The 24,500-nt window shown below is 64.5% G+C and carries 12 protein-coding genes; 4 read left to right on the top strand and 8 right to left on the bottom strand.

What is annotated here, in order from left to right:
• Positions 1 to 77: 77 nt before the first annotated feature.
• Entirely contained in the window at positions 78 to 1,988 is a 1,911-nt protein-coding gene (locus FIV42_RS04745; RefSeq protein WP_168210413.1) for a choice-of-anchor D domain-containing protein, read from the bottom strand.
• 188 nt (positions 1,989 to 2,176) lie between these two features.
• Between FIV42_RS04745 and FIV42_RS04740 the strand changes: the two genes are divergently transcribed.
• Positions 2,177 to 5,836 carry a hypothetical protein gene (locus FIV42_RS04740; protein ID WP_141196562.1) on the top strand — a complete coding sequence of 1,220 codons (3,660 nt, stop codon included), beginning with the start codon at positions 2,177 to 2,179 and terminating at the stop codon, positions 5,834 to 5,836.
• An 84-nt stretch (positions 5,837 to 5,920) separates the two neighbouring features.
• On the opposite strand, the gene FIV42_RS04735 is transcribed toward FIV42_RS04740, so the two are convergent.
• The 6 genes from FIV42_RS04735 to FIV42_RS04710 form a co-directional block, all read right to left on the bottom strand.
• Positions 5,921 to 7,192: a replication-associated recombination protein A gene (locus FIV42_RS04735; protein ID WP_141201273.1), complete on the bottom strand. Its 1,272-nt coding sequence runs from the start codon at positions 7,190 to 7,192 to the stop codon at positions 5,921 to 5,923.
• Positions 7,193 to 7,226: 34 nt separating this feature from the next.
• Positions 7,227 to 7,553 (bottom strand): hypothetical protein, encoded by a 327-nt coding sequence (locus FIV42_RS04730; protein WP_141196561.1) that lies wholly within the window; start codon positions 7,551 to 7,553, stop codon positions 7,227 to 7,229.
• A gap of 66 nt (positions 7,554 to 7,619) precedes the next feature.
• Positions 7,620 to 7,898 (bottom strand): anti-sigma factor family protein, encoded by a 279-nt coding sequence (locus FIV42_RS04725; protein ID WP_141196560.1) that lies wholly within the window; start codon positions 7,896 to 7,898, stop codon positions 7,620 to 7,622.
• 76 nt (positions 7,899 to 7,974) lie between these two features.
• Complete coding sequence (gene mtnP, locus FIV42_RS04720) at positions 7,975 to 8,871, bottom strand: S-methyl-5'-thioadenosine phosphorylase (RefSeq protein WP_141196559.1); 897 nt, start codon at positions 8,869 to 8,871, stop codon at positions 7,975 to 7,977.
• 144 nt (positions 8,872 to 9,015) lie between these two features.
• The gene (locus FIV42_RS04715) at positions 9,016 to 12,498 is read right to left on the bottom strand and encodes a PKD domain-containing protein (RefSeq protein ID WP_168210412.1); all 3,483 of its coding nucleotides are present in this window, start codon (positions 12,496 to 12,498) and stop codon (positions 9,016 to 9,018) included.
• Between the two features lie 121 nt (positions 12,499 to 12,619).
• Positions 12,620 to 15,859 carry a putative metal-binding motif-containing protein gene (locus FIV42_RS04710; protein ID WP_141196557.1) on the bottom strand — a complete coding sequence of 1,080 codons (3,240 nt, stop codon included), beginning with the start codon at positions 15,857 to 15,859 and terminating at the stop codon, positions 12,620 to 12,622.
• A 414-nt stretch (positions 15,860 to 16,273) separates the two neighbouring features.
• Between FIV42_RS04710 and FIV42_RS04705 the strand changes: the two genes are divergently transcribed.
• Entirely contained in the window at positions 16,274 to 17,437 is a 1,164-nt protein-coding gene (locus FIV42_RS04705; RefSeq protein ID WP_141196556.1) for an acyl-CoA dehydrogenase, read from the top strand.
• Between the two features lie 181 nt (positions 17,438 to 17,618).
• Here the strand turns inward: FIV42_RS04705 and mtnB are convergent, their stop codons facing one another.
• On the bottom strand, positions 17,619 to 18,248 hold the full coding sequence (gene mtnB / locus FIV42_RS04700) for a methylthioribulose 1-phosphate dehydratase (protein ID WP_222615375.1): 630 nt from the start codon (positions 18,246 to 18,248) through the stop codon (positions 17,619 to 17,621).
• 255 nt (positions 18,249 to 18,503) lie between these two features.
• Between mtnB and FIV42_RS04695 the strand changes: the two genes are divergently transcribed.
• Together FIV42_RS04695 and FIV42_RS04690 are read left to right on the top strand one after the other, a co-directional pair.
• Complete coding sequence (locus FIV42_RS04695; RefSeq protein WP_141196555.1) at positions 18,504 to 18,995, top strand: hypothetical protein; 492 nt, start codon at positions 18,504 to 18,506, stop codon at positions 18,993 to 18,995.
• A 353-nt stretch (positions 18,996 to 19,348) separates the two neighbouring features.
• Complete coding sequence (locus FIV42_RS04690) at positions 19,349 to 24,226, top strand: pre-peptidase C-terminal domain-containing protein (protein ID WP_141196554.1); 4,878 nt, start codon at positions 19,349 to 19,351, stop codon at positions 24,224 to 24,226.
• Positions 24,227 to 24,500: the final 274 nt, after the last annotated feature.

Raw genomic sequence — 24,500 nt, 5'->3', positions numbered from 1 at the left:
GAGGACGCCGAGGGCGAAGAAGATAACTCCTCTGTGCCCTCGGCGTCCTCTGTGGTCAGCACGTTATGTGGCCGTTCTTATTCGGCCGTGAACGTGTAGGTGGCCTGCGAGCCGACGGTTCCGTCGTAAAGCGTCAGTCCCAGCTTGTACTCGCCGGCGACGTCGGGGAAGAACGACAGGTCGGCACCCGTCTTGTAGACGAACGCCGAGCTCGAGCTCGGGCGCGACAACAAGACCCAGCTGGCTCCGTCGAGCGCAGCCTGGTCGACGCCGCTGCTCTGGCGAGCGCTAAAGCGCGCCTCTTCGCCCACGGTGGTCAAGTCGTTGGCAAAGCCCGGAGTGATCTGGGCGGTCACGTCGGAGGCCTGCGCGCCCTGCTCGGCGAAGAGCAGCACGGTCATCGGCGTGCCGGCGGTGTCCGAGCCCAGCGTCAGCGTCACGTTGTCCATCTGATCGTCGCTGGCGTCGTAGCTCAGCGTGACCTCTTTGAGGCCGCCGGCCGGGATGGTGCCCGTGGCACCCTGGACCGAGAAGTCGTCGGCCGAGCCGGTCGCAGCGCTGAAGTCGGCGCTCGAGATCGTCAGGTCCTGGGTGCCTACGTTACGCACCGCGAAGCTGCGCGTCTGGCTGTTGCCGCTGGCGGCGCGGAAGGTGAAGCTGTCGGGGCTGACCAGGCCGACCGGCGAACTGCCGGCGCTCCCCAAAAGGGTGGCCGTCGCCGAGTCGTTTCGCGAGTCGCCGTCGACGAAGTAGTTGTAGCCGATATCGAGCGTGGCGATGCCATTGCCGTCGCCGGGGGCGGTGAAATCGATGGTCACTTCCTTCGACGAGCCGGGCTGGATGACCTTTTCGTTCGACGGAATGCCGTTGTCGATCGACTGGCCGCTGATGGCGAAGGAGTAAGCGCTCGACAGCGTCGACGGCTGGACCGAGAAGCTCTGCAGCGTCAGGTTGGCCGCGCCCTCGTTGCTGATCACCAGCGTCTGGGTGGTGCTCTGGTCGAAGCGCAGCACGTTGGGCTCGAGCTTGATGGCCGGCAGGTCGAGCTGGTTGGAGACGGTGACCGGAATCAGCGTCTCTTTTTCGTTGGTGCCCGAGGACAGAATCTGCACGTTGGTGCCGAAGGTCTCCTGGTCCCAATCGCTGGGGGCGTTGAAGGTCAGCGTCCAGGTCTTCTGCGAGCCGGGCGCGATCTCGGTGGGGACCGACTCGGCGCCGGTGATCTCGAACATGTTCGTGTGTTCCTGCAGGCTCAACTGGTCGATGTCGAGCGCGCCTTCGGACGCCGAGTTGGTGATGGTGATCTCTCGGCTGGCCGAGGTGCCGGGGGCCACGCCGCTGAAGCTGATCGTGGTCGGGTCGACGTCGATGGTGCCGCTGCCCGGCTCGTAGGTGAAGAAGATGCGAAGGTTGCCTTCGCTAATGATATCCGAGTTGTTGTTGGCGTTGGTCTTGACCAACAACTCGCCGCAGTAGTTGTCGGGGACGTCACGCCCGCTGGGCGCCTCGGGGCAGTCGATGGATTCCGAGCCCGGAAGCACGATCACCTCGATGAGGCCGAGCTGGTTGGGCTCGACGACGAACGGGGCAGGAAGGCCGGCTTCGCGGCAGCGCTTGCTTCCCCACCAGCAATACTCACCGTCGCTACAGGTGCCGCTGGTGTCGTAGGTCGGCGCCGCGTCGGCGCTGTACTCACACGCCTCGTCTTTGGTCTTCTCACCGATGCCTACCAGGCGGTCCGGGTGAGCCACCCACTCGACACCGGTCACCTCGAGGTCGGCCTCGCCGGTGTTGCGGAATTTGATGTCGATCTGCGATTGCATCCGGTTGGGCGGATTGGGCAATTGCAGAGGCATCACCTGCGGAGTCGACTGCTCCAGGGTCAGCTTGGGAACCTTCGTCTCTTCGATATTGCTATCACCACATCCGACACCGAGGCCGGCGCTGGCGAGCAATGTCGCGGCTAGTACAAGGGAACGAACTTTCATCGACTGCGTCTCCTGCGTATATGACTGAATCAAAATCATAGGGAATTCAGGGGCTCAACGTACTTAGGATGGTGTTGGATTGCAAGAAGTTGGTCAGTGTAGGCGCGCGTCCCACCTTGATTTTCCAACCCAATCTAGCGATTGTACCCTGTATCGATGAAACTGACTGAACGACTGGGTATTTGCACATGAAGTCCCTCCCGCGCCTCTGTTGGGTCCTCCTCCTCGTCTTCGCGCTGGCTGTCTCGGCCTGTGGCGACGACACCAACAACCAACCTGCCGATGATACGGGCACGGACGCGGCCGATGTCGTCGACGCCGGCGACGTGGAGTCGGATGCCGACGACGTGACCGATGTCGAGGTGGACGCGAACGACGCAGACGACGCCGACGCCGACGATCTCGGGTTTCTGTGCCAACCCTGCACCGACGATTCGCAGTGCGGTGGCGCCGAGGACCGTTGCCTGCAGTACCCGGCCGGTGACCAAGCCTGCGCACAGTCCTGCGACCCGGACGCCGAGACGCCTTGTCCCGGCGGCTTTTTGTGCGCCTCCATCGACCAGACGGGCACGGTTTACCAGTGCGTGCCCGAAGAGCTCACGTGCGAAGATCGCTGCAGCGAGGCTGATTGCGCAGACGGCGAAGTCTGCGATCCATGGACCGGCGAGTGCATCGAGCCGCTGGGCACCTGCGACACCGGATGCACCACGTCGAGCATCTGCGGTGACGGACCCGAAGATATCTGCATCAATATGCCCGGAGCCGACGAGCGCGCCTGCCTCCCCGGCTGCAACCCGCAGGCCGAAGTCTCCGAGTGCCCGGTCAACTACTTCTGCTCTCCGCTCACCGAAGAAGAGGACACCACCGAGGGCATCTGCTTTCCGCTGTCGAGCACCTGCGTGGACCGTTGCGCCGGGGTCGACTGTGCGTCGGGCGAAAACTGCAACGGGCTCACCGGCCAGTGCGAGGCCTCCGAATACGGCTATTGCGAAAAAGGGTGCACGAGCAACGCGGAGTGCGGCGGCCAAACCGATGTCTGCCTGAACCTGGGCATCGGCGACGGCGCCCACTGCTGGCAAGACTGTTCGGATGACCCGGACGTGTGCACCGAGAACTACCAGTGCAATCGCCTGCAGGGCACCACGCTGTCGATTTGCATCCCGACGGGCCAGAGCTGCGACATGTGCTACGGCACCTCTTGCTACCCGGGCGGCGTCTGTGACCCCGTCAGCGGCGAGTGCACCGAGCTGCAGCAGGACTGCACCGTGGTCGGCTGCGCCGAAGGCGAGCTTTGCGACCCGGTGTCGACCCAATGTGTGGTGCCCGGTCGTGCTTGCTCGGGCGACTCTTGGGCCGCCGACTGCGACAACGTAGTCACCGCCTGCACCACCCGCCGCGCGGGAACCGCCGGCACCTGCGAAGAGATCTGCACGAGCGACGCCAACTGCCCGACGGGCGAGTCGTGCGTCGAGACGAACCTGCGCAAGCTCTGCTTGGCGGATGACCTGGGCGGCCCGCTGACCTGCGGTACGCTCAGCGACGCGAGCAGCGCCGTCGGTCGCCCCTGCGGCTCCGGTCAGCGCTCGTGCCCGAGCAGCGCGAGTATCTGCGTGCAGGATGGCAACCTCGACGGGTTCTGCTCGCGCGCTTGCACCGCGGACACCGACTGCGACGCCGGCCAGCGCTGCACGTCCGGGCCCGATGGCTCGAATATCTGCATCCCCGAGCAATGCGAGTGCGCGGCCACGCCGCAATTGAGCGGCGCGCTGAGCACCGCCTGGAGTCGGGCGTTGACCACCATCGGCGTGAGCCAATGTGATCTGTGGCTCGACCCGAGCCTCGCCCAGACGCTCTCGCAGCTGGTCGACACCCCGTTGGCGAGCGACTTGCTCGAGGAACTCGTCGAGCTTCCGCTCGGCGCGGTGGCCACGCTCGAGGGCTATATCGCCACGCTCGATGCCACGCAGAACACGCCGAGCGCGGCGATCAGCGCCGGCGCGAGCACCCTCGGCCTGTCGATCACCGGCACGGCGCAGACCTATACCTACCCCGGCTCGGAGACGAAGCTCACCCAGGCCGTCGCCCAACTCATCACCCAGGCGGGCGGCACGCCCGATACGACCCAGCTCGAGACCCAGGCGCAGAACGTACCCGCAGGCTTCCAAGATGTGGCCGCGCCGATCATCTCGGCGACCGCCGACGCCTTGGCCGCGCGTAACACGGCGCTGCAAAACGCCGGGTGGAGTCAGTCGGATCGTCTGGCCGCCTTTGAAGGCGCGCCCTACTTGCTGCTTCCGGGCACCGCCACCCAACTTGCAGCCGTGCCGGACTTGTCGGACGCGACGCTGGCTGCGAAATACGCCTCATTTCCCGTCGAGGAGCTCGTGCAGGCTGCTGCCGACCTGAGCGCCACCATCGAGAGTGCGACGGCGTCGGCGAGCGGGCCGAGCACCTGGACCGGCTTCACCTACGTGGTCGACACCCCGGCCGGAAAAGTCGTCTTGGGCGATGCAGGAGACACTGTCTACGACCCCGCAACCAACACCGCGCTCGCCGGCGAGATCGCCGTGATCATCGACGCGGGCGGAAACGACACCTACAGGCTTCCGGTCGCCGCTAATCAGAGCGTGGGCAACGGAGTGGCGGTGGCCGTCGATTTGGACGGCCAGGACACCTACACGTACGCTGAGGTGACCGATCCCAACGACGCGCCCGAATTGTTGGCATCGGACGCCGACGGCCGTCAGGCCCCTTCCGGTCCGCTGAGTCTGAACAACGGTCCCGTGTCGCTCTCGACGAGCGCTCGCCAAGGGGCAGGGCGTTTGGGCATTGGTCTTCTTGTCGACCAGGGCGGTCAAGATGACTCCTACCAGAGCCTGCGCATGAGCCAGGGCGCCGCCATTCTCGGCGTCGGCGTGCTCTTCGATGACGGCGGCGTCGACGAATACGACGCCGAAGCGCTCAGCCAGGGCGCGGCGCTCAAAGGCCTCGGGGTCTTGTGGGACGCCGGGGGCGCGGACGACTATCGCGTCTGGCACGCCGGTCAGGGCTTCGGCACCGCCGCCGGCGCAGGCGTCTTGAGCGACGTCGACGGCGCAGACAACTACGAGGCGGTCACCGGCGTGGCCGGCGGTGACGGGGTGTTGTACCTGTCGCTCGCCGACCGGGCCCGCTCGAACCGAAACCTGGCGCAGGGAGCAGGCGCGGGCATCGCCTCCGACGCTCAGACCACCGGCTTGGCAGGGGGCTTGGGCCTCCTTCGTGACCGCGCAGGGCTGGACACCTATACCGCCGCCACCAACGCTCAGGGCTTCGGTTCGGTACGCGGCGTGGGCGTGCTGGCCGACGCCGCCGGCGACGACGTTTACGAAGGCCGCGCCCTCGTGCAGGGCTCCGGCGAACTCTTCGCCGCCGGCGTCTTCCTCGAGGAGGCAGGCTCCGACGAGTACAACCAGAACTCGATCATCATCCAAAACGGCCAGGGCACCGGCCGCACGCTCGGCTGGGGCTTTTTCCACGACGCCGGCGGCGACGACACTGTCACCTACATGACGCCCGGCGGCGGCGTGGGCCTCGACGGCGGCTACGGCTTTGCTTTTTTCGCCGACGGCCTCGACGCCCACTCGTCGACCTCGCCGACCACCTGGGGCTACGCCGACAACGCCGTGCCCCAGGGCGCCGAACTCGACGGCGCCCTCACCGTGGGCGTCTTCTTGGAGACCGGCAGCAACGCCGACACCTACACCCGCCCCAACCTCGACCCGAGCGTCATCGGCAACAACTTGGTGTGGCAACAACCCGACAACGCCACGCCGACCGAATCGCGCGGCGTGGGTGTCGATCAGTAACGGTGAATTCACCACGGGGCTCACGGGTACACGGAGAACTACTCTTTTTTCTTTTCCCCGTGTCCCCCGTGCTCCCCGTGGTGATTACTCTTCCTCGGATGAGCCCGACGCGTCGCGCCACTCGCGCAAACGCTCGCCCATCTCGGCCTCGTAGCCGTTGTCGGACGGCTCGTAGTAGCGCTGGCCGACGAGCTTTTCGGGCAGGTAGTCTTCTCGGACGTAATTGCCGTCGAAATTGTGGGGGTATTTGTAGCCGCGGCCATGGCCGAGCTGTTTGTGCAGTTGGGTGGGGGCGTTGACGATATGCTTTGGGATGGGGAGGTTGCCGTGCTCCAGCGCCGCCTTGCGTGACTTGCCGTAGGCGGTGATCACCGCGTTCGATTTGGGGGCGCAGGCCAGGTAGGTGACCGCCTGGGTCATCGGCAACACGCCCTCGGGCATGCCCATCGACTGGAATGCCTGCATGCAGCTTAGCGCCACTTGGATCGCCTGCGGGTCGGCGTTGCCGATGTCTTCGCTGGCAAAGATCAGGATGCGCCGAAACACGAATAGCGGGTCTTCGCCGCCTTCGAGCATGCGGTTCATGTAGTAGAGCGCGGCGTCGGGGTCGCTGCCGCGCATGCTTTTGATGAACGCGCTGACCGTGTTGTAGTGCTGCTCGCCGGCCTTGTCGTACAGGATCATGCGCCGCTGGAGCGCCTCTTCGATGTCCCCGTGACGGATGGCCTGGCGATCTGCGGCCGCCACGGCTCGCGCGGCGGTCTCGAGCGTGTTCAGCGCGATGCGCGCGTCACCCGATGCAGCTTGCACGATCGCCTCGCGCGCCTGGCTGGTCAGCTTGACGTCCAGGTCGCCCAAGCCTCGCGAGGTGTCTTCGAGCGCGCGCTCCAAAATCTCGCCCAGGTGCTCGTCGTCGAGCGCCTCCAACACCAGCGTCTTGCAGCGCGACAAGAGCGCCGAGTTGACCTCGAAGCTCGGGTTCTCGGTGGTCGCGCCGATGAGCGTGATCGTGCCGCGCTCGACGTGGGGCAAAAGCGCGTCCTGCTGGGCCTTGTTGAAGCGGTGGATCTCGTCGACGAACAGGATCGTCGTCTTGCGAAAGAGCGGGCCGGCCTTTTGGGCGCGGGCGACCTCGCGGCGGATGTCTTTGACACCGCTCAAGACCGCCGACAACGAGATGAACTCGGCGTCGACCTGGTTGGCCAGCAATTTGGCGAGGGTGGTCTTTCCGGAGCCGGGAGGGCCCCAAAAGATCAGGCTTGGCAGCTTGCCGCTCCGTAGAGCGTTGGCCAAGAATTTGTGCTTGCCCAGCAGATGCTCTTGGCCCACGAACTCGTTCAGAGTGCGCGGGCGCATCCGCTCGGCAAGCGGCGGGCGTCTGGAGTCGTCGTTACGCTTCAAACTCGGAGGGGTCGATATTCGTGCCCGATTGCGACGGCAACACACGTCCGGCCACGCGGAACTTACGGAAGGCGTTGTCGTCCTTCATCAGCTCGAGGCGCCGGTTGCGGCAGTCGATGTGGTTGGGCGGAAGCTCGGGGAATTCCTCGCGCACCTTGGCTTCGAGGTGCTGCGGGATGTCGATGAACGAGGTCTTGTAGGCCTCGCAGAACTGGCACTCCATCTTGGGCTGGCCGCCCTCACGGACATAGCCGCACGAGGTGCAGGTCCAAAGAAGTGCTTGGAAATATCCAGTAAATTTCGAATCGTCAGCCACGGCTTACTCTCTGTTGGATACAACGAAATTCGACGCCCTCGTGGTACACGAGCGGCGATGTTGAAATCAAGAGCCTGTCTTGGTTTGCGTGCGCAGAAACTCGAGCAGTGATTGCTTCATCTGCGCGGGCATCTCGCGCTCGAGCGCACTCTTGCAGATCTTGCCCGTCGAGCGGTAGGTCTCCAAAAAGCGCATGCACGGACTGCAATCCGAAAAGTGCGCCTCGAGGGCATCGCGCTCGGACTGGTCGAGCTCGCCTTCGAGGTAATCGACCAGGTGTTTCAGTGCCCCGTTGCAGCGTTTCTCGCCGCCGTGTTCGTGGGCGTCCTTGCAATTCGATGTCATCGGTCTACTCGCCGTGCGGTCATTGAGCCATCGCGATCGCGGTCGGCCCGACAGGTCATCGGACAGCCGCGGCAGATCATGATTCGATATACTTTCCTAACGTCAAACGGAACTGCTCCAGGCTAGATTCCGAAATCGCCTCCGGATGGGTCACGATCGCGTACTGCAAAGCGTGGCTGGCGTCGCAATCGGCTTCCTGCTCCAGCGGGATGCTCGGGATCACCCGCCTTAAGACGCCGCGCACGTTGGAAATGTTTCGTTTCATGTTGGCCATGACCTCGCCGATGTCGACGTGATCGGACTCGTACCACACGTCGTAATCGGTCGGCAGGGCGATGGTCGCGTAGCACATCTCGGCTTCACGGGCGAGGCGGGCCTCGGGCATCGCGGTCATGCCGATGAGGCTGGCGCCCCACTGGCGGTGCAGCTCACTTTCGGCCTTGGTGCTGAACGCCGGGCCCTCCATGCACACGTAGGTGCCGCCGTCGTGGGTCTCGATCCCTTCGTCGCGGCACGCGCCCAACACAATCTCACGCATCATCGGGTGGAACGGATAGCTCAACCCCACGTGCACGGCCACGTCCTTGTAGAGGGTGTTCGGGCGTCGGTAGGTCTTGTCGATGATCTGGTCGGGGATGACGAAGTGCTCGCCGGGCACGATCTCCTCTTTGAGCGAGCCCACCGCGCTGACGGTGACCAACCAGAAGACTCCCAACTCTTTGAGCGCCCAGATATTGGCCCGATAGGGCACCGTCGAAGCGACGTACTCGTGGTGCTGCCCGTGGCGCGGCAAAAACGCCACGCGTCGACCTTCGACCTTGGCGATGGTGATCGGCGCGCTCGGCTTGCCGAAGGGCGTGTCGACCTCGCGCTCCTCGATGATTTCGAGGCCGTCCATTTCGTAAAGGCCGCTGCCGCCGATCACGCCGATCGGGACACGCTCGTCGCCAAGGTGGGAGTAGATGTCGCTCATGGGATTCCTCTCGAGTTATTCGGGTGAACAGACCGCTGCCTTTATAGCTGCAAGAGGGGGAGGGGAGCAACCACAGGAGTGAGCGCCCGTGACGGCTCCGAGGTTCGCCTCGGAGCCGTCACAGGCCACAAGCATCGGTCACGTTTACGGACATTGGCCGCGTCCGTCCGCCGAGGGGTTGCCGCCGACGTTGGTGATGCTGACCACGGTACCCGCATTGGAGACGTCGATGTCGGCGACCTCCCAGAAATCATCGCACGACAAGGTCTTGGTCTCCTCGAATTGCAGCACGCCGGCTACGTAGATGCGCAAGCGGGCCGAGACGTCTCCGGCACCCTTGTCGGAGAAGTAGTGGACGCCCACGCGCATCGACGAGGCGGTGTCGAACAAGGTGTCCATGTTGATGTTCTCGGGGCCGTAACCGTTGATATTGTCGACGTCGAGCACCGGGTCGTTGGCGGCGATGCCGTCAGCCAAACCCTCTCCGCCAGCTCCCCAATCGGGGTTCGGCACGCAGAAGAAGCAGTCGGTTCCCTGATCCGAGGAGTTGCAACGCGGCTTGTTCATGCTCCACCAGGTGCCGTTGGGCGCGCGCAGGTGCAAATCGACGTCGCTATCATCGCTGAACCACACCAACTCGATGTGCAGGTCCTTGTCGGGTTCGACGGTCACCGTCATGCAATCGGTCGCCGAGGAGCACCCGTCGGAGTCGGTCACCGTCAGGCATGCTTCGTAGGTGCCGGCGACATCGGCCAAGAAGGTCGGGCTCTCGGCGGTGGGGTCACTGAAGCTCGCCGAGCTCCCCGTGGGACGGCTGGCGAAGTTCCAACTGTAGCTGAGCGCTTGGCCGTGGGGATCGGACGAGTTCGACCCGTCGAGCTGGACGGTGGTGTTGGGCGGAATGCCGCTCTGGTCGGCGCCGGCATCGGCGATCGGCGTGCTGGGGCTACTCTCACAGACGCCTGACTGGCAGCTGTCATTGGCCGTGCACACGTCGCCGTCGTCGCAGCTCGTGCCGTCGGCGGAGGTGGCGTCGGAGTAGCACATCTGCTGTGACTCGTCGCAGGTTCCCACGCCACACTGTGTGTCGTAGGTCGAGCAGTCGAGGGCGTCGCCCGTGCAACTCCCCGACATGCAGTAGTCGGTGCCGGTGCAGAAGACGCCGTCGTCGCAGGTCGTCCCGTCGGCCTTGGCCGACTGTACGCAGGCGTCGGCCTGGTCGTCACATACTCCGTCGTTGCACTGGTCGCCGACTGCCGAGCAGTCGCGCGCCGCGCCGCCACAGCTTCCGGCGGTGCACTGGTCGTTGACCGTGCAGAACGCCGAGTCGTCGCAAGTGGTGCCGTCGGGGAGCGGGTCGGGTACGCACGTGTCGGCCTGGTCGTCGCAGACCCCGTCGTTGCACTGATCGCCGGCCGCCGAGCAGTCGCGCGCCGCGCCGCCGCAGTTGCCGGCGGTGCACTGGTCGTTGACCGTACAGAAGGTCGAGTCGTCGCAGGTGGTGCCGTCGACCTTCGGCGACGCCACGCACGCGCTGGCCTGCTCGTCGCAAACCCCGTCGTTGCACTGGTCGCCGGCGGCCGAGCAGTCGCGCGCCGCGCCGCCACAGCTTCCGGCGGTGCACTGGTCGTTGACCGTGCAGAACGCCGAGTCGTCGCAAGTGGTGCCGTCGGGAAGCGGGTCGGGTACGCACGTGTCGGCCTGGTCGTCGCAGACCCCGTCGTTGCACTGATCGCCGGCCGCCGAGCAATCACGCGCCGCGCCGCCGCAGGTGCCCGACGTGCACACATCCGAGACGGTACAGAAGGCGCCGTCGTCGCAGGTCGTTCCATCTTGAACCGGTTGGGCGACACACGAGTCGCTGTTGTCGTCGCACACGCCATCGTTGCACTGGTCGCCCGCGCCGGAGCAGTCGCGCGCTGCGCCGCCACAAGAGCCGGCGGTGCACGCGTCGTTGACCGTGCAGAAGGCGCCGTCGTCACAGGTGGTGCCGTCTTGGACGGGATCGGCCACACACGCACCAGCCTGTTCGTCGCAGACCCCGTCGTTGCACTGATCGCCTGCCCACGCGCAAGCTCTCGCCGAGCCGCCGCAGGTGCCGCTCGAGCAGGTGTCGCTCACCGTGCAGAAGGCGCCGTCGTCACAGGTGGTGCCGTCGGAGACGGGCCGGGGCACGCAGCTGTCGGCCTGCTCGTCGCAGGTCCCGTCGTTGCATTGGTCGCCGGCGCCCGAGCAGTCTCGGGTCGAGCCGCCGCAGGTGCCGCTCGAGCAGGTGTCGCTCACCGTACAGAAGGCGCCGTCATCGCAGGTGGTGCCATCGGGTTTGGGTGACGCTTCGCAGCGGTTGTTGGACTCGTCGCAGACGCCGTCGTTGCACTGGTCACCGGCGCCCGAGCAGTCTTTGGGGGCGCCGCCCACGCACGTTCCGGCGCTGCACGAGTCGCTCACGGTGCAGAATTGGCCGTCATTACAGGGCGTGCCGTCGGCGACCGGGTCGCCGGTGCACGAGTCGGCCTGCTCGTCACATACGCCGGTGCGACACGAGCCGCCCGACGCGCCGCATTGTCTGGGGGCGCCGGCGGTGCACTGGCCCGCCTGGCACGAGTCGCCCACCGTGCAGTAGGCGCCGTCGTCGCACTCGGTCCCATCGGCGATCGGCTGGGGCACACAGCTATCGGCCTGCTCGTCGCAGATGCCGTCGTTGCACTGGTCGCCGGCGCCCGAGCAGTCGCGCGTGCTTCCCTCACATGTGCCCGCCTGACACGAGTCGCCTACCGTACAGAAGGCGCCGTCGTCGCAGGTGGTGCCGTCGGAGACGGGTTGGGGCACGCAGGCGTCGGCGTCTTCGTCACACACGCCGGTGTTGCACTGATCGGACTCACCCGAGCAGTCGCGCGGGGAGGTCTCGCACACGCCCTGTTGGCAGACGCCGTCGACCGTACAGAAATTGCCATCTTCGCAGGTGGTGCCGTCGGGAATCATCTGCTGGCTGCACGAGCCGTCCTTTTCGAGGCAGACACCCTCGAAGCAGGGCTCGTCGAGGTGCGAGCAGTCCACCGGCTCAGAGTCGACGCAGGTGCCGGCCTGGCAGACCTCCACGCCGTTACACTTGCTGCCGTCGTTGCACAGGGTTTGCTGGGGATCTTCGTCGACCTCGCCGTCGCAGTCGTTGTCGACGCCGTCGCAGGTCTCGGGCGCCGAGCGCACTTCGCCTTCGCACTCACCCCAGGCTCCTTCGGAGCAGGTCTGGGTTCCCATCTCGCAGGCGCCGACGTCCGAGCCGCACTGGCGGGTCTCGCCGTCGGTGCAACGCTCGCAGTCCTCGTCGATTTGCCCGTCGCAGTTGTTGTCGACGCCGTCGCCGCACACCTCGTCGGCGCCCGGGTTGATCGCCGAGTCGGAGTCGTCGCAGTCGAGCTGTTCGCTCAGGCAATTTCCGCCGACGCCGAACCCGTCGCTGTCGCCGTCGTCGCAGTCGGTCACGTCGCCCCCGTCTGCCCCGGAGGTGCCGTTGTTGGTGCCTCGGCCGGCCGTCTCGTCACATCCTCCACAACCACTGACAACGAGGTACAAGATCAACGCGAGTGCCAGCCAGAAGCTGCGAGCGAGATATCGGCGGTCAGTCATCATCGTTTTGATCACCAGCAAATAAAAAAGCGCAGCGATGGAGGCGCTGCGCAGGTTTTGGAGTGAGCATTTGAACGCGCGCGGCCTACTCCAATACGGCCGCGCGCGCTGTGGCTTCGGGCTATTTTCGCTCGAGTACGTTCTCAGTCGACACGTTGATGCACACGCGAACTTGCGAGACCCGATCGGTGTCGGTCTGGACGGTCTGTCCTTCGCAGGTCAGCCCGGTCGGGCAGGCAGCATCGTTGCAGCAGGTCGACACGCACACGCCCAGGGTCTTCTCGCAGAAATTGCTCTCACAGTCGGAGTTTTGAGCGCACTGCTGGCCGGCCACTCGCGAACCCTGGCCGCTGACGTCTTTGACGCACATCGGCGAGGTCTCCACGAGACGCCAGGCACACTCGTTGTTGTAGCAAATGCCGCCGCTGCCGCTGCAGTCGGAGTCGGTCGTGCAGGTGATGCCGCGCGGGTCGGGGTACACGTAGGTCGTGTCGATCTGGTCGCCTCCCATCGTGCAGGTGTAGCCAGACGGGCAGTCCGAGTCCTTGCAGCACGCTCCGGTGCAGTAGCGGCTCGAGTCGTTCGGGTCAGTCATGCAAAGGCCGCGGTCGCAGCTCGTATCGCTCGAGCAGCTCTGACCGATGCTCGACGAGCCCAACAAGGGGCCGCCGGAGGGCCAGCAGCGTCCGTCGATATTGTCGCTCAGGCGGCTCAGGCGGCACACCGCATTGGTGCCGCAATAGTCGTCGCTGCCGCAGTAGTCTTGGCAGTAGTCCTGGTTGCAGCCCGGGCCGCGGCAGATACGGTCGCAGTTGAGGCTGCGACACTCACTGTCGCTGCCGCAGGCCTCACCGCCTCCTTTGACGCCGGGCGTATCGGTGGTCACCCCGCAGGCATGGACGTTCGACGAGCGCAGCATGTCGTAAAGACAGGTCTGGTCGGCGCCGCAGCCGTCGCCGATCGGGCCGGTTTCGCTCCAGTTGCAGTAGGTGGTGCATCGGTAGTCGCCGGTGCACGAGCCGCTGTTGTCGACGATGCACGCGCAGATGCGATCGTTCATGCACACGTCGGTGCCGCTGTTGAAGTTGCACGGCTCGTCGACGTCGCAGTTTTTGGTCGTAAACGTGTTGCAGTCGTTGTCGAGCCCGTCACACTGCTCGGTGGCCCCGGGGTGGACATCGGGGTTGCTGTCGTCGCAGTCGCCGTCGCACTCGCTGTAGCCGTCGTTATCGGCGTCGGTGGTCGTGCACGGATTGCAGCCCTCGTCGACGTAGCCGTCGCAGTCGTCGTCAATGCCGTTGCCCTGGTCGTTGGCCCCGCAGTCCTCGTCCATCCCCGGGTTGACGTTGGCGTTGGAGTCGTCGCAATCGCGGATCAGCGGGTCGTCGCTGCAGGTGGCGTAGCCGTCGCCGTCGGCGTCGAAGTCTTCGTCGATGGCGCCGTCGCAGTCGTCGTCGATGCCGTTGCACGTCTCGGTGGCGCCGGGATAGACGCCGCCGTTGGTGTCGTCGCAGTCGTTGCACTGGCTGACGCCGTCGAGATCGTTGTCGACCGTCGAGTCACAGCAGGTGGGGTCGTTTTGTTCGACACAGCGGTCGAAGTTGTCCTCGCAGACACCCACGCCGCACTGCGTGGTCACGACGCCCGAGCAGTCGCGCGCCGAGCCGTCACATACACCCGCGGTGCACGTGTCACCCACGGTGCAGAAGAGTCCGTCGTCGCAGGTGGTGCCGTCTTGGAAGGGATCGGCGTAGCAACTGTCGGCTTGCTCGTCGCAGGCCCCGGCGTTGCACTCGTCGGCGAAGTTCGAGCAGTTTCTGGGGGCGCCGCCGCAGCTACCGGCCGAGCAGGTATCACCCACGGTGCAGAAGGCGCCGTCGTCACAGGTGGTGCCGTCGGAGAGCGGCCGCGGCGCGCAGCTATCGTTGCTCTCGTCGCAGATGCCTTCGTTGCACTGGTCGCCCGCGCTCGAGCAGTCCCGCGAGGTGCCGCCACACGCGCCCGAGGTGCACGCATCACTGACCGTGCAGAAGGCGCCGTCGTCGCAGGTGGTGCCGTCGGGCTTGGGCGTGGCTCGGCAGCGGTTATTCGACTCGTCGCACACCCCGTCGTTGCACTGGTCACCGGCGCCCGAGCAGTCTTTGGGGGAGCCGCCCACGCACGTTCCGGCGCTACACGAGTCACTCACCGTGCAGAACTGACCGTCGTCACAGGGGGTGCCGTCGGCGACCGGGTCGCCGTCGCAGGTGTCGTTTTGTTCGTCGCACACCCCGGTGCGGCACGAGCCGCCCGAGGCGCCGCACTGGCGTGGGGCGCCCGCGTTGCACTGACCCGCCTGGCAGGTGTCGCCCACGGTGCAGTAGGCGCCGTCGTCACACGCGGTCCCATCGGAGACGGGCTGGGGCACACAACTGTCGGCCTGCTCGTCGCAGATGCCGTCGTTGCACTGGTCACCGGAGCCCGAGCAGTCGCGCGTGCTTCCTTCACACGTGCCCGCTTGGCACGAGTCGCCCACCGTACAGAAGGCGCCGTCGTCACACGTGGTGCCGTCGGAGACGGGCTGGGGCACGCAGGCATCGGCGTCTTCGTCACACACGCCGGTGTTGCACTGATCCGACTCACCCGAGCAGTCACGCGGGGAGGTCTCGCACACGCCCTGTTGGCAGACCCCGTCGATCGTACAGAAATTGCCGTCGTCACAGGTGGTGCCGTCGGCGATCATCTGCTGGCTGCAAGACCCGTCTTTTTCGAGGCAGACGCCTTTGAAGCACGGCTCGTCGAGATGTGAGCAGTCCACCGGCTCAGAGTCGACGCAGGTGCCGGCCTGGCAGACTTCCGCGCCGTTGCACTTGATGCCGTCGTTGCACAGAGTTTGCTGGGGATCTTCGTCGACCTCTCCGTCGCAGTCGTTGTCGACGCCGTCGCAGGTCTCGGGCGCCGAGCGTACCTCGCCTTCGCACTCGCTCCAGGTGCCGTCATTGCATGTTTGCGTGCCCATCTGGCAGGCGCCGACGTCCGAGCCGCACTGGCGGGTCTCGCCGTCGGTGCAACTCTCGCAGTCCTCGTCGATTTGCCCGTCGCAGTTGTTATCGACGCCGTCGCCGCACACCTCGTCGGCGCCCGGGTTGATCGCCGAGTCGGAATCGTCGCAGTCGATCTGTTCTTCCTCACAGGTCTCGCCGGCGCCGAATCCGTCGCTGTCGCCGTCATCACAGCCGCTGACGTCGCCGCCGTCGGCCTGGGTGGTGGTGTTGTTGGTCGTGTTCCCGGAGGTGTCGTCGCAACTGCCGCAGCCAGAAAAGGCCACGACCGTGGCAAAAAGGAGGTTCAGCAGCCAAAAGCGGTTCTTCGAGGCAATCATCAGTCAGAGCTCGGTGCGTCAAATGGTGTCTGTATACAGCGTCGATGCGTGCAGCCAATCACCGCGTTCGATGGCGGCAAGTTGGTTGCATTCGGCCTGGTTTGGCGAAAAATAGATCTTCACCGTACCTGTAGGTGTCCTTCGTTTCAACTCCCTTTGGTCGGCATCTACGTGTCTTCTTGTATACAGCTCGCCCCAACCACCTGGGACGATCGCCCCGCCGCACTCGAATGCTGTACTGTTCCCTCAAATAGCGGTGTGCGACATCAGCAAGGCGTGCTTTTGTAATTGGCAAGGCACACTCTCCTGATTATCGACCCTCACTTGCCTTTCATTGGTCGAATCTACTATTAGTGCGTGGAGATGAATGACGATTCACTCCCGTCGCAGGCGACCAGCACAAGAGGAAATAAAATGGCCGAACACAGACCCGCACTGACCGAACTCACCGAAGACGAACAGATTTTTCAGGAGGCGATCGCCAGCTTCGCTCAAAAGGCGGTGGCTCCCAAGGTCGAGGAGATGGACCACGAGCAGCAGCTCGACCAGTCCATCATCGACCAGTGCTTCCAACTCGGCCTGTCCGGCATCGAGGTGCCCGAGCAGTACGGCGGTTCGGGAAGCTCCTTCTTTAGCGCCATCTTGGCCGTCGAGGAGCTCGCCAAGGTCGACCCGAGCGTGTCGGTCTTCGTCGACGTGCAGAACACCCTGGTCAACAACGCGATTTTGCGCTGGGCCAACGACGAGCAAAAAGAGAAGTACTTCCCCAAATTGTGTAGTGAATGGGTAGGCGCCTACGCGCTCAGTGAGCCCGCCAGCGGCTCGGACGCCTTCGCGCTGCAGACGCGCGCCGAAGACTGCGGCGACCACTACAAGCTCAACGGCAACAAGCTGTGGATCACCAACGGCAAAGAGGCGAACCTGTACGTGCTCTTCGCCAACGTCGACCCGGAGGCCGGCTACCGCGGTATCACGGCATTCTTGGTCGAGCGTGACTTCGAGGGCTTCTCGGTGGGCAAGAAAGAGGACAAGCTCGGTATTCGTGCTTCCTCGACCGTCGAGCTCATCCTCGAGGACTGCATCGTCCCCAAAGAAAACGTGCTAGGTGAGGTTGGCAAGGGCTACAAAGTTGCCATCGAGACGCTCAACGAGGGTCGCATCGGCATCGGTGCCCAGATGATCGGGCTGGCTCAAGGCGCCTTCGACGCCGCCATGGCCCACATGCTCGAGCGCGAGCAATTCGGCAAGCCGATCGCCCATTTCCAGGGCCTGCAATTCCAATACGCCCAGCTCGCCACCGAGATCGAGGCGGCACGCCTGATGGTCTACAACGCCGCGCGCCTCAAGGACGCCGGCAAGGACTTCGTCAAAGAGGCGGCCATGGCCAAGCTCTACTCGAGCCAGGTCGCCGAGCGCGTCGCCTCCAAATGCGTCGAGTTCCACGGCGGCGTCGGCTTCACCCGCGAGTATCCCGCCGAGAAGTTCTACCGCGACGCCAAGATCGGCTCGATCTACGAAGGCACCACCAACATGCAGCTTCAGACCATCGCCAAGCTGATCCTCAACGAGTACGCCTGAGCGATAGCTCCAGAGGCTCCTCCCCAGCGTGTTCAACGCTGGGGAGGTGTCGCGCGTCTGAGCACGACGGAGGGGCCCTCAATCAGGCGAAAGGCTCCTCCCCAGCGTGTTCAACGCTGGGGAGGTGTCGCGCGCCCGAGCGCGACGGAGGGGCCCCACGGCAACCCACCACGCCCAACCCTCAAGCCCCGTTGCCCATCTCCCAGCTATACCGGAACAAATACGCAAACGTCTCCACGTGACGTTTCGCCGCGAAGGCATCTTCCCCCCACGCATAATAGCCGTGGCTGCGAATATTGACCCCGGGCACCCTGCGCTTGGCTTCGTCCGCCAGGTGGCGGTCGATGTCGGCGGCGATCTGCGGCACATCGAAGTGATTCTCGAAGATGGGGATACGCACGCGCGGGTTTTCTTCCCATATCCCGAGTCCCTTGATCATCTCGGCCCCCGCCATGATTGTCGCTCCGATATAAGAGTCGCGCTCGCTGCAGAAAGCCGAGTAGGGCTCGTGGACGTGATAGACGGCACCGGCCTCGGGCACTCGCGCGTAGATCGCCTGGTGGATAGACGTCTCCGCCGAAGGCCCGAGCGTCGGCGTCGTCTCGCTCGGCTCACCGTCGACCGGGCAGGCGAGAAAGTCTTCGGGGGTCAGCCGACCTTTGTCGCGGCCGCTGGCCGTGATCAAGAAGTGGTCGTCGTCGAGCTTGATCGACAGGTTACCGCTGGTACCGAGCAACCAACCCTGTTCATAGAAGCCGCGCGCATCACGAATCATTGTCTCTGCGGCGTGCTTGCGTGTGGGGTATCCCATGGCCGTCCTCACTGAAGTTGTCTGACTCACATCACTACAGCCAACATAGCGCAGGCCCGGCTTCATTTCACCGTCGCGAACAATTCGTGCAAGAGTTGCAGGATGATCGCAATTCGAGGTATGACGACCTATAGGCGGTTGCGTAACCTTTCGTTACAGGGCCGCCCGAAATCCCGCACCCATCTTCACCGCTTGTCACGACTTCAGGATTGCGGTAGGTAAGGGAAAAATCAGGCGATTCACCGGAGCGAGACCATGTCTGAAGACGGAAAAAACGAGTTTGCCGACCGACCTGATACTTACACGCGGCTCAACGCGATTGCCGACAAAGGCTATATCGTCGTCGTCACGCGTGCTTACGGGCCTGACGGCGAGAGCCTCATCAACCAAGACGGACCCAAGTTCAGCGGCGAGCCGGGCGTGAGTCTGCGGGTCAAGCAGGGCGACAAGGAAGATATCGTCACCCTCAGCCCCTTCTTCGGCGATCCGAGCAAAGAAAACTCGGTCGAGTTCGAATCAGGCAAGCGTTGCGAGTTGACTTGCCCCAAATCGGGCACTCCGCTCGACCCCATCCCCGGCATGGTGTCGGATGACGGTGGCCACTACTACGCCATCTATCTGACTCCGAAGCTCGAGAAGGGCGAGTTGGTCGCCATCAGCGATGTGTGGGGTGATACCAACTCGCGCATCCTCAGCGAGGGCGAGCTGCTCAAGCTTTATGCCGAGTCGGAGCCGATCGAAGAGTGAAGCTCGACTGTCGTAACAATCCGGGATGAATCGAAGAGGCCGAGCGTCAACGGGGACGCTCGGTCTTTTTTGTCTGAGGCCCCCCTGTGGAGCGATTGTGACACTTTGTGAGTAGCCCCCGCTGGGTCGACCTACATATGGTAGGCTAGATGCGTAGGCTAGATGCGAGGGATTTGCGTAAATGTCACGAGTAGCTGGAAGTTCGACCCGCACCTCTGTTAGGATGCGGCGCCGAAACCTCCCGAGCCAAACGCTTTGGCGCCGGCTCGGAGAGGCTAACGTATTTGCAAAAAGCATTCGGGCGCGATGAGCGCCGTGCATAGATGAATCGGTTCAGGTCAAGGTCGTCGAGAATGAAACGGTATTTACTATATTTCTTCGCCTCGCTTGCGCTCAGTGCGGGCGTGCTCGCTTGCGGTCCTTCAGACGGCGGCGATGGCAACAATAGCTCCCAAAGCTGCGAGACGAACGAAGATTGCGCAGAAGGTGCGCAGTGCTGGGATTCGGTCTGTCAGACAGCATCCGAGGATGCCTGCGAGTCGGACTTCGACTGCGCCTCCTACGAGTACTGTGCTGAGGGAAGCTGCCAGCTCGCCGGCTGCTCCGACGATTCGGAGTGTTCCGGCCTCAATATTTGCGACGCGTCCAGCGGACGTTGCGAGCTCGGCTGTCGCCCCGGCGCCGACATGTGCGCCGACGGTGAGATCTGCAACGAGGCGACCCTCAAGTGTGAGTCGGCCGACGCCTGCGCCGGCCCCTCGGACTGCCGCGACCACGAAGTGTGCGACGACTCGGCCAGCCCGACCGTCTGCATCCCCGACGGCACCTGCGACACCGACCTTCACTGCACGCGCTACGAGCGCTACGTCGAAGACGGCGTCGACTACATCTGCCAGGACAACACCTGCGTCGAGAAGCCGCCGTGCGAAGGCGACGACCAGTGCGCCCAGGGCGAAATCTGCGAGGCCGGTGAGTGCCGCGCAGGTTGCCGCAGCAACGACGACTGCCTGCTCGGCGAGTACTGCAACATGGACGAGCTTCGCTGCGTCGAGGGTTGCAACTCCGACGCCGACTGCGAAGACGACGAAATCTGCTTCGACTTCGGCGACGGCGTGCGCGAGTGCCGCTACGAGTGTGACAACCGCTCGACCTGCCAGGACAACGGATCGGCTCCGGGCCGCATGGACGGCAAGGTCTGCAAAGACTCCATCTGCCAGTTCTGCCAAGACGACACCGACTGCTTCGCCGTCGAGTTCTGCGACCTCGAAGCTGCCGGAAGCCCCGACGGACTCGGCCTGTGCGCCGACCTCCCGCCGGAATGCCCGCAGGATGATTTCGGTGACAACCACTCGCAGGCCAACGCCTTTGAGGTGACCGCCTATCCGTTCGAGAAGACCGCCGACGAGCGCCCCTTGGCTTGCCGCCAGAACAGCGGTGAGTGGTTCGCCATCAGCGCCGCGCCCGGCAAAGTCATCGACGTGACCATCGAGTACGACACCGACGCCGGCAACATCGACGTGGCTATCGTCGACGCCCAGGGCAACGACCTGGCTGCCTCGGCGCGCGCCCCGTCCGCACAGTCCGGCGACATCGACACGGGCCTCGAGCGCGTCCAGTACGGCGTCGACCCCAGCCTGAACGGCCCGATTGACGCCTATGTCAACGTGCGCAGCAACGTGGTCGTCGGAAACACCCCGTACCGCATCCTCATCGACGTGCGCGACCCGGAGAGCTGCAACGACGACGGCTACGAAGAAAACGACACCTTTGACGATGCCACGCCGCTGTCCGTCGACACCGCCGAGGTCGACCTCGAGGTGTGCGGCGACGACGTCGACTTCTACGAGCTCGACGTGGCTGCCAACCAGATCATCACCGTCACCCTCCAGTCGCCTCCGCGCCTGGGCGACGTCGACATCTACCTGTACGCCCAGGACGATCGCGACACCATCATCGCCGAGTCGGCCACCCACGGTGACCAGGAGCGCCTGCGCTACATCGTCGACACCGCTCAGAAATTCGTCCTCGAGGTGACCCTACCCGACGGCGGCAACGGCGTGGGCAAAGCGCTGTACGACCTGGAGTGGACGTCCATCCCGAACCTGTGCTCCGGCCCGGACGAGCCCAACGACGCTTGTGGCACGGCCACTCAGGTCCAGGACGGCACCACCTTCACCTCCTCGGGCAGCAACAGCCTCAACATCTGTGCGGACCCCGACTACTTCGTCGTCCAGCTCAACCCCCTCGACCGGCTCCGGGTCACCGCGACCTACGATCCGCCTCAGGTCGCCGGTGAGCTGCAGATGACCCTGTTCGGCCGCGACCGCGCTCAACCCTTCGCCGACGCCTGCGGTAACTTCCTGCAGTCGGCCACCGAGACGCTCGTGTCGGGCACGACCCAGGTCCAGCTCGAGATCGACTACCAGGCCGAGCTCGGCGGTGATTTCTACATCCTCGCCAGCCGCTTCTCCGGTATTCGCGTCAACTACGACTTCGAGGTCGAGGTCATCCCCGGCCCGGCGTGTGACGACGATTCGTACGACGAGAACGGCAACAACGACGACGCCGCCAACGCGGTCACCCTCGACCCGGCTCAGGTGGTCAACAACGGCCCCGATTCGGCGCTCGTCGGCCAGAAGGTCTGCGACTCCAACGAAGACTGGTACTCCATCACCATCGCCGACGGCTCGGCGCTGACCTGGGAGATCGTCCAAGACGTCACCCAGGGCGCCATCGGCGCCACGCTCATCGACAGCGACGGCACCACGCCCGTCACCGATGGCAACGGCGACCCGATCACCCTCGACAGCAACGGCCAGATCAACGTCACCAACTCCTCGGGCGCCGACAAGACCTACTACCTGCGCGTCCAGGGCCAAGACGGCATCCCGGTGCGTAACAACTACTGGCTGCTGACCTACATCGACGGCTCCGGCCCGGCCGACGCGGCCTGCCCGGACGTCTACGAGAACAACGACGACGCCGCCAACGCGGTCAGCCTGCCCGCAGGCACCCAGGTCTCCAACCTGCTCATCTGCGGCGGCGACGGCCAGGGCGACTGGTACAAGACCACCGTCGAGGCCGGCCAGACGATCACCGTGACGGCCGACTTCGACACCACCAGCGCCACCCCGGGCCTGTACCTGTACGAGGCCGACGACACGAGCAGCGCCGTAGCCACCGGCACCGCAACCGCCAACACCTACACCGCCTCGTTCACCTCGGCGCGTGACCAGGAGATCTTCTACCGGATCAACACCTCCAGCGGTGTGACCGGCGACGCCTACGCGCTCGACGTCTCCGTCAGCGCCGCGCCGGCGTGTGTCGACGACACCTTCGACGGCAACCACGACAGCACCACCGCCGAGCCTCTCGAGGCCCCGGGTCTGTACTCGCGCCTCCAGAGCTGCAACGACGAGGCCGACTGGTACGCGGTCAACCTGACCAGCGGTGAACTCTTCGAAGCCTACATCAACTACGACGACACCCGCGCCGATCTCGACGTCGAGATCTACGAGCCGGACGCCACCACCCTGGCCGACAGCGGCGACACCTCCGCGATGGTCACCCCGTCGAGCGACGCCACCTATTACGTGCGCGTCGCCTCGGCCGACCCCAGCGTCAGCGTGCGCCTCGGCTACGACTTGCTCCTGTACCGCGACGACGACCTGAGCGGCTCGATCGACCCCGACGAGGGCCCGGCCGACCGCACCTGTCCCGACGCCTACGAGAACAACGACACCAGCGCGGACGCCGCCGAAGTGCCGGCCGGCAGCTACACCGACCTGCTTCTGTGCTCGGGCAACCCGGTCAACGACGACGACTACTTCAGCGTCTACGTCCCCGCCGGCGTCACCCTCACCATCGACGTGAGCTTCGACGGCACCGAGGGCAACATCGACCTGCGCCTGTTCGACGACACGAACCTGCGCGTCGACAACAGCGAGCAGCCCAGCTCCGACACCGAGACGGTCACGGTGACCAACTCGAGCAGCATCGGACGCGACTACTTCGTACAGGTCCTCGGGGGCGCCAGCTCCTTCCAGACCTACTACGACATGGACATCCAGCTCGACTTCGGCCCCAACAACCAGTGCGCCGAGGACAGCTACACGGGCAACCTCGACATGGCCAACGCCGCCAGCCTCACCGCCGGCGCCTACGACCTGGCCCTGTGCGAGAACACCGAGGACTGGTTCACGTTCGACATCCCGGCGGGTGAAACCGTCGAGGCCAACGTCGAGCTTCGCAACCGCCTGGGCAACATCGACGTGGAACTGCAGGACGCCAACGGCACCACGCTGGCCAGCTCGACCACCGACGACAACGTCGAGTCGCTGACCTACACGAACACCGACGCCTCGGCGTTGACCGTGTACCTGCGCGTCTACCCCAAAGGCGGCGCGTTCATGCGCAACAACTACGACCTGTGGTTGGCCATCGGCTCGAGCCTGCCGGCCACGCCGTTCTGCCCGGACATGTACGAGCGTAACGACTCGACCACCGCGGCCGCCTCGCTCGACATCGCCAGCGAGTCGCAGTTCACCGGCATGATCGCCTGTGGCGCCGAGACCGACTGGTACGCCATCACGCTCGCCCCGAGCACCACCTACGACGTCGATCTCTTCTTCGACCACACCGCCGACGTCGACCTGGCCCTCGAGCTTCTCGACGCCAACGGAAACGCCGTGGCCGACACCAACAGCACCGACATCGTCTTCTCGAACCACAGTTCGGACGACGACGAGACGGTCAGCTTCTCGGTGGGCAGCAGCGGCACCTACTTCCTGGGCGTCAAGAACCACAACGCCGGCCAGGGCGACTATCACTTGTCCATCGCTCCGCAGACGGCCTCTTGCCCCGAGGACTCCTACGAGGCGAATGACAACGTGATTTCGGCTCGCGTTATTGGACCGGATCTGCCGATCCGACTCGGTCTCGGAGCCTGCAGCGACGACGACTACTTCAAGTGGACAGCCCCCACCGACGGTCCGGTCACTGCCACGGTCTACTTGGATAATGCGGACGTTAATCTGGGTATGCGCGTCGAGGAGTATGCGACGACCACTATCTGGAAGGATGAGGGTGTCTTGACTCCCATCGACGACAACCGTGTGAAGGTTGACTTCACCGCTACGGCGGGCGAGGTCTACATCATTCAACTGAACCGGGGTCCGTTGGTTGGCGAAAGCCAGCCGAGCAACGGCGCTTACTTCCTCGAGATCAAGTAAGCACGGCGTGCACCACCGCTAGACCAACCCGGCCGGATTTTCCGGCCGGGTTGGTTCGTTCTTGGGTTGAAAGTTTCGGGTTTATGAAGAGCTATTTGGGCAGACAAACAACAATTTGAGGGTCGTCCAATCGACCACAAGAGCCGAAATGAACGACCCCCAAATCGTAGTTTGTCCGCTCAAATAGCGCCCAACGACCACAAGAGCCGAAATGAACGACCCCCAAATCGTAGTTTGTCCGCTCAAATAGCGCCCAAATAGCTCACTTGTCGAA

It is taken from the genome of Persicimonas caeni (genome assembly GCF_006517175.1).
In the GTDB taxonomy this organism is placed as follows: Bacteria; Myxococcota_A; Bradymonadia; order Bradymonadales; family Bradymonadaceae; genus Persicimonas; species Persicimonas caeni.
This window is presented reverse-complemented; position numbering and strand designations above follow the sequence as displayed.

What these genes read in the sequence shown, in the direction of transcription:
- mtnB (WP_222615375.1), bottom strand. Translation starts at nt 18,248, where the DNA reads ATGGGATACCCCACACGCAAGCACGCCGCAGAGACAATGATTCGTGAT.
- FIV42_RS04715 (WP_168210412.1), bottom strand. Translation starts at nt 12,498, where the DNA reads ATGACTGACCGCCGATATCTCGCTCGCAGCTTCTGGCTGGCACTCGCG.
- mtnP (WP_141196559.1), bottom strand. Translation starts at nt 8,871, where the DNA reads ATGAGCGACATCTACTCCCACCTTGGCGACGAGCGTGTCCCGATCGGC.
- FIV42_RS04735 (WP_141201273.1), bottom strand. Translation starts at nt 7,192, where the DNA reads ATGCGCCCGCGCACTCTGAACGAGTTCGTGGGCCAAGAGCATCTGCTG.
- FIV42_RS04695 (WP_141196555.1), top strand. Translation starts at nt 18,504, where the DNA reads ATGTCTGAAGACGGAAAAAACGAGTTTGCCGACCGACCTGATACTTAC.
- FIV42_RS04725 (WP_141196560.1), bottom strand. Translation starts at nt 7,898, where the DNA reads ATGACATCGAATTGCAAGGACGCCCACGAACACGGCGGCGAGAAACGC.
- FIV42_RS04710 (WP_141196557.1), bottom strand. Translation starts at nt 15,859, where the DNA reads ATGATTGCCTCGAAGAACCGCTTTTGGCTGCTGAACCTCCTTTTTGCC.
- FIV42_RS04690 (WP_141196554.1), top strand. Translation starts at nt 19,349, where the DNA reads ATGAAACGGTATTTACTATATTTCTTCGCCTCGCTTGCGCTCAGTGCG.
- FIV42_RS04705 (WP_141196556.1), top strand. Translation starts at nt 16,274, where the DNA reads ATGGCCGAACACAGACCCGCACTGACCGAACTCACCGAAGACGAACAG.
- FIV42_RS04740 (WP_141196562.1), top strand. Translation starts at nt 2,177, where the DNA reads ATGAAGTCCCTCCCGCGCCTCTGTTGGGTCCTCCTCCTCGTCTTCGCG.
- FIV42_RS04745 (WP_168210413.1), bottom strand. Translation starts at nt 1,988, where the DNA reads ATGAAAGTTCGTTCCCTTGTACTAGCCGCGACATTGCTCGCCAGCGCC.